This window comes from Roseofilum capinflatum BLCC-M114, assembly GCF_030068505.1.
GTDB lineage: Bacteria > Cyanobacteriota > Cyanobacteriia > Cyanobacteriales > Desertifilaceae > Roseofilum > Roseofilum capinflatum.
In genome coordinates, this window is record NZ_JAQOSO010000084.1 from 113,172 (window position 1) to 125,122 (window position 11,951).

8 protein-coding genes are annotated in these 11,951 nt (G+C 43.1%); 3 read left to right on the plus strand and 5 right to left on the minus strand.

What is annotated here, in order from left to right; translation table 11 throughout:
* From PMG25_RS15735 to PMG25_RS15750, 4 genes are all read right to left on the minus strand, one after another.
* On the minus strand, positions 1 to 1,287 hold the full coding sequence (locus PMG25_RS15735) for an adenylate/guanylate cyclase domain-containing protein (protein WP_283767849.1): 1,287 nt from the start codon (positions 1,285 to 1,287) through the stop codon (positions 1 to 3).
* Between the two features lie 106 nt (positions 1,288 to 1,393).
* Positions 1,394 to 4,549 (minus strand): ATP-binding protein, encoded by a 3,156-nt coding sequence (locus PMG25_RS15740; RefSeq protein ID WP_283767850.1) that lies wholly within the window; start codon positions 4,547 to 4,549, stop codon positions 1,394 to 1,396.
* 52 nt (positions 4,550 to 4,601) lie between these two features.
* On the minus strand, positions 4,602 to 5,975 hold the full coding sequence (locus PMG25_RS15745) for a sugar ABC transporter substrate-binding protein (RefSeq protein WP_283767851.1): 1,374 nt from the start codon (positions 5,973 to 5,975) through the stop codon (positions 4,602 to 4,604).
* 151 nt (positions 5,976 to 6,126) lie between these two features.
* Positions 6,127 to 8,181, minus strand: a complete 2,055-nt coding sequence (locus tag PMG25_RS15750; protein WP_283767852.1) for a hypothetical protein — start codon at positions 8,179 to 8,181, stop codon at positions 6,127 to 6,129.
* 185 nt (positions 8,182 to 8,366) lie between these two features.
* Here PMG25_RS15750 and PMG25_RS15755 point away from each other — a divergent pair, with 185 nt between their 5' ends.
* Positions 8,367 to 9,386 carry a Gfo/Idh/MocA family protein gene (locus PMG25_RS15755; protein ID WP_283767853.1) on the plus strand — a complete coding sequence of 340 codons (1,020 nt, stop codon included), beginning with the start codon at positions 8,367 to 8,369 and terminating at the stop codon, positions 9,384 to 9,386.
* On the opposite strand, the gene PMG25_RS15760 is transcribed toward PMG25_RS15755, so the two are convergent.
* Positions 9,383 to 10,411, minus strand: coding sequence for an AEC family transporter (locus PMG25_RS15760; RefSeq protein ID WP_283767854.1), 1,029 nt, complete (start codon positions 10,409 to 10,411; stop codon positions 9,383 to 9,385). The genes PMG25_RS15755 and PMG25_RS15760 overlap by 4 nt on opposite strands.
* Positions 10,412 to 10,425: 14 nt before the next feature.
* Between PMG25_RS15760 and PMG25_RS15765 the strand changes: the two genes are divergently transcribed.
* Positions 10,426 to 10,938 carry a GNAT family N-acetyltransferase gene (locus PMG25_RS15765; RefSeq protein WP_430540972.1) on the plus strand — a complete coding sequence of 171 codons (513 nt, stop codon included), beginning with the start codon at positions 10,426 to 10,428 and terminating at the stop codon, positions 10,936 to 10,938.
* A gap of 68 nt (positions 10,939 to 11,006) precedes the next feature.
* The gene (locus PMG25_RS15770) at positions 11,007 to 11,924 is read left to right on the plus strand and encodes a class I SAM-dependent methyltransferase (RefSeq protein ID WP_283767855.1); all 918 of its coding nucleotides are present in this window, start codon (positions 11,007 to 11,009) and stop codon (positions 11,922 to 11,924) included.
* The last annotated feature ends 27 nt before the right edge of the window (positions 11,925 to 11,951 follow it).

Genomic DNA, 11,951 nt, shown 5'->3' on the forward strand with positions numbered 1-11,951 from the left:
CTAATATAAGACCTCAAAGATTTCCACGGTTTGAGCTTTACCTTTAACGTTCACTAATCCTACCTCTTTGAAATTAAACTGGTCAACTGTGCGATCGTAGATGGTGCGATCGACTAAAATTTGCCCTCCTTCAGCCATGGATTGCAACCGAGATGCCGTATTCACTTTATCCCCAATTGCCGTATAATCCACATGCTGACGAGCGCCGATATTACCCACGACAACCTCACCAGAGCTGATACCGATACCCGTTTTGAAGTTGTCCCGAATCCAAGGAACCGGTATAGATTGTAGACACTGTTGCATGGCGATCGCCGTTTCAATCGCTTTCTTTTCACTCTCTGCCAACGGAGCAGGTGCGCCAAACATACAGACAATCATATCCCCCACGAACTTATTCACCGTCCCCCCATAGCTAAAAATCACATCCACCATATGAGTAAAATAAATATTCAAATATTCCACCATGGTTTCCGGTTCCAGCATTTCGCACTGAGCGGTAAAATCACGAATATCGGAAAAAAGCATAACCAGCTCTTTTTTCCCCGTTTTCAACAAGCTTTCTTCCTTATTCTCAATAATCGCTTTCACCAACTGGGGAGACATATACCGCTCTAAATTACTTTTGATCCGTTCCTCTTGCAACTGATAATTATGCAAGCGAGCGTTTTCCATTGCATTAGCCGTTTGAGAGGCTAAGGCAGTCAGTAACTTTAAGTCTGCGGCTCGATAATTAATGGGTTCAGAATGACCGATCCAAATCACCCCAAAAGCCTCATGACGACTTTTGAGGGGGGCACAAATCAAGGCTTGATTAAAGCGATCGCTTTCCGTTAACCGTGAATCATGTTCTACATCATTAATGACTTCAGCCACGCCTGTAGTTAAAATATAACCCACGATTCCATCATCTATGGATAAATCTCGTGAAGGAGAATCACCAAATTTTGCCAGAGTTTTAAATCTCTGATGTTCAGGATCGACTAATAAAACTTCACCCTGGGTAGACTCAATAATATCTCGTGCTTCTTTGAGTACCAACTCAGCAATTACTCCCATATCTAAGCAAGCACTCATATCCTCAGAAATACGATATAAGAGATTAATTTCCTTGTATCGTTCTAGGGTTTCATTAACTAAGGATTTTTGAGAGAGCGTCTCATTCACCAGATGATTTAATAAACTGCATACGGCAGAACTTCCTCGATCTCCACGCACCCAACCAATCACTTCTCCTTCAGCTTTGATCTCATATTCTTGAGGAAAGAACGGTAGGGCGCTACCCATTAACAAATTCCTCTTTCGATCAAAAACACCGATCTTTCCGGGACATAGATCGATCCACTCTTGAATTAGGATTTTAGTTTTTGATTTATTAATTAATGACTTCAGTTTAATTACCATTCTGCATCGGGGGATTCTCTAATAACAAGACAATGATTTGATCGTTACCTTTTTGAAAGTTTAAGGTTTGTACTAATTTAGAGCTATTAGACATATTAACATCAGTAATGACCAAATCAGGATGGGCTGCAAACAGTGCATCTTCCGTATTCATCACCTTCATTTGATACCCCTGAGATTGAAGGAGATGCGATAACATTTGTGTGTTTGAAGATTGTTGATCGAGAACTAAAACTCGTTTAGACGAGTATTTTTGCTCCAGTAGCGTCTGCACCCTCTGTAAAAATTGCTCTGAGCTTATGGGTTTGGTGAGATACTGATCCACCCCAATACGATAACCTCTTTCGGAGCGATCGTCAGCCGAAATCATCAGAATGGGAATCTGCATGGTTTCCGGATCGTTTTTGAGAATGGCAGCGACATCAAATCCATTCAACTTTGGCATCAAGACATCTAAAACGACTAAATCCGGTTTTTCTTGTTTAATTTGGGCGATCGCCTCCTGTCCGTTTGCTGCTTGTCGCACTTCATACCCTTCTATATCCAAATGCTGACTGAGCAGCTCTCGAATATTGGCATCATCATCAACCACTAAAATCACCCGGTCTTGTTGCTGCTGATCCTCTGAATCTTCCGTACACACATGGGTTAATTTTTGCACCAAATGTTGCCAACCCATATCCCCATGGCTTTCTGGCATAGGCAACCAAAAGGCAAAGGTACTGCCCACACCCATTTGACTTTCAACCCAAATATGTCCCCCATGATGCTCAATAATTTCCTTACAAATGGGTAATCCTAATCCCGTTCCTTTCGGTTTATTAATCAAGGTATCCCCCACTTGCTTAAACTTCTCAAAGACTTTGGGTAAATCCTCCTCAGCAATGCCAATCCCGCTATCTATGACTTGCACCAGCACCGTTTCCCCTTGCTTTTGTGCTTTACAGGTGACGGTTCCTTGCTCCGTAAACTTAACGGCATTAGAAATCAAATTAATGACTACCTGCATTAATTTATCTTCGTCTCCGCGAATACTGGGCAGATTCTCGTCAACATCAACCACTAATTCCACTTGATTCTGATCGAACAATGAGGCTGTTGCAATTGTTGCTCGTTCAATCAGTTGGGCGATCGCCACCGGTTCATCTTTCCAGTCCACCTTCCCCGCTTCCATCTTGGCGATGTCCAAAACATCATTGATTAAAGCCGTTAATCGCACCCCTTCAGAAACAATAATATCTAAGTTCGTACTGACTTGATTAACCGCCCGTTCCACTTTTTTATCCGTGATATCAATCTTCGGTAAGAGAACATCTTCTAGTTTTTTCCTAATCAGCTTCGCAAACCCTAAAACCGAAGTCAAAGGCGTTCTCAATTCGTGGGAAACCGTCGAAATAAACTCAGTTTTCATCCGATCGACTTCCTTATCTGCGGTAATATCTCTGACCAAGAAAACACACCCTAAAAATTGTTGACCTAACTGGGGATCGGTTTTGGAAACTCCTGTGGCCACAATTTTGCCAATCCGATTTTCTGATAAGTCAATTTCTGACTGAAAAATATTTTCAGGATTTTGTTTGACCTTGAATCCTAATTCAGAAAAAATACCGCCAAAAATATCTTCACTATTTCTGTTGAGCAAACTTCCCGTTTCTAAGTCAAACAACTTAAATAAAGCTTGGTTCGTTTGCGTGATTATTCCCTCAGCATTTGTGACCAACAAACCATCAGCAATATTATCAATAATTGAAGTTAAATTTGCTAAAGTTTCTTGTAGAGATTGAGTGGCAGATTCCACCTGATTTTCTAAATCATTTTTAGATTCTTGCAGTTGATTAATCATCTGATTGAACGCCTGTGCTAAAGTCCCGATCTCATCTTCGGTCAGCACCGGCGCTTGTGATTTTAGGTTACCCTCACGCACTTGAATTGCTGTTTCCGTAATGCCTAGAATCGGTTGAGTAATACGACGGGAAATTAGATAAATAATAATTAATAAGAATAAAGCAGCACTTAAGCCAATTTGCAAAATTTCCTTTAATAGTCTTTGGGCAGGAGCAAAAGCTTCTGCCTGACTCATTTCTGCTAACAAGGCTAAATTTTGATTTTCCATCCAAACATAAGCGCCAATTACTGGAGTGCCTTGATAATTTCTATAAAGACCTACCCCATCAATTCCTTCAGTGGCTTGTTGAATTCCAAAGCTATTGACTTCTGTTAATTCCTCTGAATTTTCCGAGTTTTCACTCTCTTCTTCTTCTGGAGTTTCTTGCTGAGAAATAAATACATTGCGATTTCCTAAGCGACCAATCAGATAGGTTGCACCGGTTTCACCTAGGCCAGTTCTTTCGCGAATAATATCATCAATCCCTTGTAGATCGAGATCGACCGCTAAGACCCCCAGACGTTGACCGGATCGATCGAGGATAGGGGTAGCAAAGGTAATGGCTGATTCGCGAGTAATGGGGGAAGTATAAAAGGTAGGGATAACAGTGGTAGATTGATCTTCAGTAAAATAGGTGGTGGTTGTCCCTAATGGTTGATAGGTTTTTTCTTTGGTTTTGTTGGTCGATAAGGCAACAATTCCTCCTGTCGTTAACAGAGAAATTTCTTGTAAACTGGGTTTAACCTGGGCAAATTCTGCCAATTCTTGAGAGATACTTGTATAGGCAATTAAGGTATTGAGTGTGCTTAAGGTTAAGGGAGTATCCGGGTCTAGGTTTTGATCGCTCTGGAACTCGGCGATCGCCGCTTCTGTGCCACTGCCATAAACACCGTCGATCGCGCCTTGATAATACCCCAACTTTTTTAGCTGCTCTTGGGCAATTACGACATCCTTGGGATCTGAATCGGTGGTGAGAGGGGAAGATTCAGAGCTTGACCGGAGTAAATATTGCCCTTGGTTGAGAAGGGTGGAGGATTTGGCTAGTAGTAGCACATCTTGGTACTGGGTTTGCACCCAATCATCCAATTGATATTCTTTGAGGGACGTAGCTACCTGTAAGCGATTATATACTGAGTCTCTCAAGGAATCTCTCGCCCTAACATAGGCAGCGATCGCCACTACACTAACTGTGACTAAGGACAAGAGCGAAAAAGAAGTCACCAACTGAGACAGGAGACTTTTTCGGAGAAACTTGAGCATCAGACTTCCCTCCAAGAAAAGTTAGGAGCAATGTACCTATGTACCAGGAAAGTTACTGCCAATCCTGAAAAATGGTTTTAATCGCTGCGATCGCCCGATCGGTTGCATCTTGAGCTGACAAATCCTCAGTCACCATCTCAGTAATCACTTTCCCCCAAACATTCTGGTTTTGCACCTCACTATAAGCCGGATTCAAAGCTTGTGCAAAGGGACGAGTCCGATAAAATTGTTGAGAAGCAGTTGAAATGTGTGGATCGGTAGAATCTTGCCAAAACGGATCTTCCAACAGTTGAGGCATCACTGGGAAAAAGCGCCCTTGAGACCCTTGAATATAGAGTTTTAGATTATCCGGTTCAATCAAATAGGATAAGAACTGCTTCGCTTCATTCTTATATCTTGAAGATTCAAAAATTACTATTTGTTTAATCGAAACTACTGAATCCATTGGATCGCCATTCGGTTTATTGGGCCAAAGAGTTGTGAACAGTTGCTCCTCATACGTGATTTTATCTTGTCGTTGCGAGCCAGGGATAGAGAGGGTAGGATTAATGGTCATCAACGTAGAACGACTCAGAAAAGTTACATTATTATCCGCATTTCCCCAGTCGATCGCTTCTGGAGGAACATATTGTTGTTGATAAAACTGGGTATAAGCCTCTAGTGCTTGTGTAATTCTCTCACGAACTGAAGCGTTGTCTACTTGCAAGTCCCCCGCTTGACTGACAATTTCGACATCAAAAGCCGCCAAAAATTGCTCGAACACAAAGAAGGTATCCGAGGCTGAAGCAGACATGGGTAACCCCATACTATAAAAATTACTTTGCCCTTGATTTCGTATGGACTCTTGGGCCGATTCCCAAAACTGCCAAAATTCATCCCAATCTTCAGGAATCTCTTCTTCTCCTATACCAATGGAAGAGAGCAACGGTTGCCAATAATGGATATGATTCGTGGTTTGAGTGATGGGTGCAGAATAATAGCTCCGTTGTCCCGTTGTTTCGTTTAAGTATTTAACCGCATTCAGAATGGTCGGAGTATAGAAGGATTGGGCGGCTTCGATCACATCGGACACATCAGCCAATTGATTATTCCAAGCCAGTTTAGGAATAAAGGTTAAATCGGCATCATGACTATACAGAATATCGGGAGGATTACCAGCCGCGATCGCCCGTTCAGCCTCTTGCAGAATATCTCCTTCACTATAAAGGGTCAGTTCCACCGGTAACCCACTATCTTCCTCCCATTGTTGTACTAACCGACGGATAGCCTCCGTTTCCTCTGGATAAAAGCCCTGACTCCACCAAATCCGAACACTATCACCCCCACTACTGGTCACTGTCGTCTGAGAATCTGGCCTTTGACCACAGTTTGTCAACGTCAGACCCAGTAAAAATAGAGATAAATTTGTAAACTGCCGCCGTTTCATAATTTGATTCCAACACTACTCATGCATAGGCAAGATCGATGCCATCATAGCGTATCATGCTCCCTTCAAAACGGCTGATCGTCTGTCTCTATACAGATTTCTAATTCATTCCTGATTTTAGCTATTCTTTATACTGGTGAAACCCAAATATTTAGTATAAACATTGAGCCGTAATCGATAAGCGATAAACTGAAGGATTGTTCTCAGGATCAATAATGTAAAATAAATCTTTTTTGGCTGTCTCATCCACTTCCCTCGCTGAAAAGGCCAGACGAAAAAAATAGCTGTTGGCAATTCGTTGAGCAGTCACCATACCCAATAAAGCAGCTTCAGCCTTATCAAGAGTGACCTGGATCTGGTGATAGCGATCGCCTAAAATTACTTTTCCTTCCGTTACCCCTAAGCCACACATGGAAGAAACCATTGAAGAAACAGTCCGATGGTGATCGAAACACTTATCATCTAACGGAAACCTTTCTAGCTGGTTTCCACCATTATGAGTGGCAAAACATAAACTGTCTAATTCAAACGCCTGGGGATTTAACATAACATATCCACAGCGTAAATAACCCATAATATCTTTCGGAAAGTCCAACTCATACCCTAAATCGACTTGATCGGAGGTTATCCCGATACCCACCTGTTTTTGAATCGTCCCTAATTCAGTTTTTATACGACCTGTTACCCAAATTTTTTGTTCATCCGCATCAAACTGTATCACTGGATTAACCGGTTTTAAATCATCAATACACCGACTTCCAGGAGACTGAAAGATTAGATGACCACAAAAATGCTCATCCACCCAATCAATATCATCATAATAACCATGGTGTAACGTGCCACATAACCAATTGGAAGAAACCCTCTTAAACCATAATCGATCGATAAATAAACCACGATCGCAATTAAGCCGTAGTTTAATCGTCTCTGTTTCCAAGGTTAACCACCGATTTAGGCGCTCTACCTTTAACTGAGGAGGTAAAGCACTATGCCAATGTCCAGACTTTAACTGAGGAGTCACAAAAACAATTCCTAGCTCATTTGCTAGGCTTCTTAACCTCTGGTCATAATCGATCAAGCGTTTAGCAGTAATATGAGTGCGAAAATCGCTACTCCATAGATAACATAACTCCTGCCAAACTGGATCGGTATAACTGACTCGATCTTTGAGATAATTATAAATTGACCAACATCGGCTATTAATCTCTAAATCTGTCCCCGTGACTGCCCATCGAGTAATATTATACTTTCTTTGTTTTTTAACGGGAATTGGATCTTCTGAAGACTCCAAAGATAAATCATGACCTCCTAGAGAGGATGATAATCTCTCTAATACATTGCTGACAGGAATAAACTCAAATCGACCATCTGCTTGTAAGTTCTTAAATAAATCAGATATTTTTTGCCATTCATCTGCTTGAACTTTGGCTTCAGTTGTGTAGCGACCAGGACGGAAGTTAAACACTTCGGCATCATTGCCATATACCATTAATACTCGGTCTTTCGTTTCCAGATGACTCACTAAATACTCATCCACATATTCATACTTTTCTAATTCGCCATGAATATATTGCTGGAATTTTTGAAACGCAATAGAATTATTCCAAATAACGGGGATTTTTTCGCCCATCTGACTACAAGCATATTGAGGATAATAACGCCATTCCGGTTTCCATTCTGCATGATATCGATAGGGATTATTCCATTCCATAACAATCCCTTGATATCCTGCTCTTAAGTAATGAGAAACTAAACTAGCAGAATACGCTTGTTCGTTCACTAAGGCTATTTTTGGACAAATTCCTAAGAGTTTCTCATAGACTTTATGCCCCCAGTATAGATTGGCAGTATTCACTTTTTCGGGAACAATAGGGCCAATAATTTGGGCATATCCACTGCCAATTAATTCACACTTCCCTTCATGAATTAAACTTCTTAATTGATCGATCCATTGAGGATCGAGTTCAGCCACTACTTCTAGGGTATAACCGGTCGCTTCAATGGCTACAGGTAGATTCAATTCAGACGCTAATCTGAGAACTGGCCAATAACACCGTTCCAGGACTAGGGGACGCTGCTCTATCTCAATTGATGAAAAGGCAATATTGAGATGAAAGAGAACCATCAAGGAGAGACAATGAGAAGATTCTGCTGGATCAGAGGTTAGAGGGTTTGTAGGCGATCGCTTCGAGGGTTCGGAAACCATGGTTTTTTCTATACAGAAAATCAGGGAAAATTGGCTAATGAGAAAGAGTTAAACAGGGTCCCCTCCTATCATGCAGTTTCTTGTTGCTATTATAGCTGAATTATACGATTGATTTCAGAAGAATTCCGGAAATTTTGTATCTTTGGTGCTATCTTAAACCAGATAACCTTCAGTCCTCAACGTTTATGACTCAAGTTTCTATCTTTCGGTTAGGGATTATCGGATTAGGTAAGGTCACCGAGTATTATTGGCCGGCCTTAGATCGGGTAGAAGGTTTGACGGTGGTTGGAGTTAGCGATCGCGATCGCCAGAAAGTCGATACCTGGAATCATCATTATCCCAATACTCCTGCCTTTACTCATCTTCACGACCTGTACGAGCAAGTCAATCCTGATGCTGTCATCATTGCCACCAGTTCCCCCAGTCACTATACCGTAGCCCAAGAAGCCCTCTCCTGGGGGAAACCCATTCTCTTAGAAAAACCCGCCACCTCGTCCCGAACTGAGTGGGAAACCTTAATTAAGCAAGCCTCCCAAGCTCAGGTTCCCCTGGCGATCGCGTTTCATGCTGCTTTTGGCGCTGAGGTCTTATGGTTTCTAGAACATCAACCCGAATTAGAGACAACTTACGGCCCCATAACGGGATTTTTTGCCCATTTTTATGATCCCTATTGGGTCGAGGGAACCTTAAAACCTCATGCCCATAGTCTGATTTCGAGTTGGATGGATTCCGGAGTCAATGCCTTAAGCGTAATCAGCAAACTGGTTCGCGCTTTAGAACCAACCGAATCCTATTTTACTCCAAATTTAACTCCCTTTAATGAAGTGATTCATAGTCAGGTCGGATTTAAATTTTCTACAGCAGAAAATAATTGTGCGGGTCGAGGATGGATCGAAACCCATTGGGGGTTAGGAATAAAAAGTAAAACCACTCACTTACAATTTGCCCAAACCGGTCATCAACTGCTTTTAGACCACGATCGCCAAAGACTGATCTTAACCGATCCTCAAGGAGCGTCCAGTATTCTGGCTGATTGTGCCACCGAACACCCCCGCATGGTCACCCATTATCAAGGAGTTTTTGAGGACTTTTATCACCATTTACAACAAGGAACCGATAATTTAGAGTTTGCCCAAACTGTACATCATTTATTATATTCAGCTTACGAAGCTCCCCACAATATTCAATTGAAACAGCAAATCTAAGCGCCAAATAACCATACCCAAATGGGCAAAGTACATAACAAGACAATCGAGCCAAGGGCTAAACTGGTTACGGCTAGATCCTGGTCTAGATGGTAGGCTTGGGCAATCACCAAAGTCGCAAAGGAAGGAGGCATTGACATTTGTAGCACCATCACTAATCGGGGAGGGCCATCGATACCAAAAAACATTAATCCTGTTCCTACTACCAGGGGAACCAAGAGCATTTTAATTAATAAACAAGTCGAAGCTTTTTTGAGCTTGCCTAGGGTTTTGAGTTCACTGAGCTTAATGCCAATTAACACCAAAGAAATCCGCACAACTGTCCAAGCGGCATTATATAAGGTGGTTTCGACAGTATCCGGAAGGGGAACATAGCGAAATCCTAAACCGAATAAAAGGCTCCAAAATGCCGGATTATTGCGGGTGGCTTTGAAGGTTCTTTGCAGAACCGATTCTTCCTGCTTATCGCTACTGCCAAAATGGGATGCAAGGGCAACGCCAACCACATAAACAGCGATCGCCGATCCGAGCAGATCGTAAAATAAAGCCCAGCCAAAATAGTCTTCTCCCACCAACCCCAAAACACAAGGAAATCCCAGGTAACCCGTATTGCCACACATCATCGCCAGCATAAAGCTGCCTTGGGTGGGTTGACTCCATTTACTCTCGCTTGCCGGTACATTTTGAGGCCCTTCTAGGGCTGGATTTAAGCCCCGTGCAATGGATCGCAACCGTTCATCACTCACCCCCAGATCGATCCAAGTCCAGGCAAAGGCTGCCCCCACCGCGATCGCGATCCAAGCCGTTAACGGTGCAATCCAAATGCCCCCCGAAAGATCCGTTTTCCGCAGAAACGCCACAATACTAATGGGCACGCCAAACATAAATAAGGTTTTCCCTAAATAAGCACTAATATTCTTGGGTAAAAGTGTACCAATCAGAAATTTGCTGATACTCCATCCCAGTAGCGTCCAGCCAATTAAAGGAATATAGAGCTTGATTAAGTTTTCAACTAAGGGACTCATGATCGCTTAAAATTTTGGTGAACATATCAATCTATACAGCCGTGAGACAGCTTTACCGTAATTATTTAATTCGAGATTGGCAACCGAGCGATCGCCAAGATGTTGCCACTCTCATCAGCTCTGTTTTAGCCGAATATGGTCTCGCTTGGGAACCCCAAGGAACAGATCGCGATGCTCTAGAAGTCGAAAGCGCCTATCTACAAACCGGGGGAGAATTTTGGGTGATTGAATCAAATCAACAACTCGTCGGTACAGCAGCCTATCATCCCATCTCCAAAGGGCACAAAGCCGTAGAAATTCGCAAAATGTATCTTTTGCCCTCCGTGCGCGGACAAGGACTCGGCTCTTTTCTCCTGCAAACCTTAGAATCCAGGATTCAAGCTCAAGGTTATGAACAAATTTGGGTCGAAACCGCCTCCATTCTCCAAGAAGCCATTTGGCTCTACGAACGCCGGGGATATGAACAAGCCACCGGAGTCCAAACCCCTCGCTGCGATCGGCTCTACATCAAAACCCTCTTGAACTAACTTAACATTCTCCCAGTCCCCCATCCGGCACAATAAAAACCTGTACCCACCCTCTTAAACTTCTTTCAATGACCACAGCCGGACTCACTTCTACCCTTATTAACAGCATTCTCTCCATTAAACCCCTCGCCACCTTCGCCAAACACCAAGCCCGGCAAATGATCATTAAACGCGCCGAAAAAATCGGCGTACCTTGGCGAGCAGAAGTCCAAACCCTGCAAACCCTTGATTGGACTCCCCGACTGCAAACCATCCAAAACCCCAACATCAGCTACCCCGACTATTACCTGCAACCCTTCCATGCTTACGACAAAGGAAATCTCAGTTGGGAAGCCGCATTAGAAGTCGAAGTTGCCGCTAAAGCCGTTCATGCCCAACTCTGGAAAGATGCTGGAGCAAAAGGAGACGAGCGCTTACGCCAAACCTATCATCAAATTCTGCTAGAACAGATCACCCCTGCACCCCAAGATATCCTCGATGTGGGCTGTAGCATTGGCATGAGTACCTTTGCCCTCCAAGACATCTATCCCAACGCCACCATCACCGGACTCGATTTATCCCCCTACTTCCTTGCCGTAGCTGGATATCGAGCCGAACAGAGACAGAACCAGCAAAAAACGCCCAACCGTTGGATTCATGCCCGCGCAGAAGAAACCGGACTGCCTGACACTTCCTTCGATCTGGTTTCCCTCTTTCTAATTTGCCATGAATTACCCCAAGCAGCCACCCAGCAAATTTTCCGCGAAGCTCGGCGGCTGTTACGTCCCCAGGGTCATCTGGCGATTATGGATATGAATCCCCAATCCGAAGTGTATCAAACCATGCCACCCTATGTGTTTACCCTCCTCAAAAGCACGGAACCTTGTATGGATGAATATTTCACTTTAGATATTTCTCAAGCCTTAATCGATGCCGGGTTTCAGACTCCCACTATTCAACCCAACACCATCCGCCATCGCACCATTATCACCCAATGTGCAGAATAAGAGATCTATAATTAAGACCCTAGGTAA

Coding starts and splice junctions, on each gene's coding strand:
- PMG25_RS15735 (WP_283767849.1), bottom strand. CDS start 1,287: ATGGGTAGCGCCCTACCGTTCTTTCCTCAAGAATATGAGATCAAAGCT.
- PMG25_RS15750 (WP_283767852.1), bottom strand. CDS start 8,181: ATGGTTTCCGAACCCTCGAAGCGATCGCCTACAAACCCTCTAACCTCT.
- PMG25_RS15755 (WP_283767853.1), top strand. CDS start 8,367: ATGACTCAAGTTTCTATCTTTCGGTTAGGGATTATCGGATTAGGTAAG.
- PMG25_RS15740 (WP_283767850.1), bottom strand. CDS start 4,549: ATGCTCAAGTTTCTCCGAAAAAGTCTCCTGTCTCAGTTGGTGACTTCT.
- PMG25_RS15760 (WP_283767854.1), bottom strand. CDS start 10,411: ATGAGTCCCTTAGTTGAAAACTTAATCAAGCTCTATATTCCTTTAATT.
- PMG25_RS15745 (WP_283767851.1), bottom strand. CDS start 5,975: ATGAAACGGCGGCAGTTTACAAATTTATCTCTATTTTTACTGGGTCTG.
- PMG25_RS15770 (WP_283767855.1), top strand. CDS start 11,007: ATGACCACAGCCGGACTCACTTCTACCCTTATTAACAGCATTCTCTCC.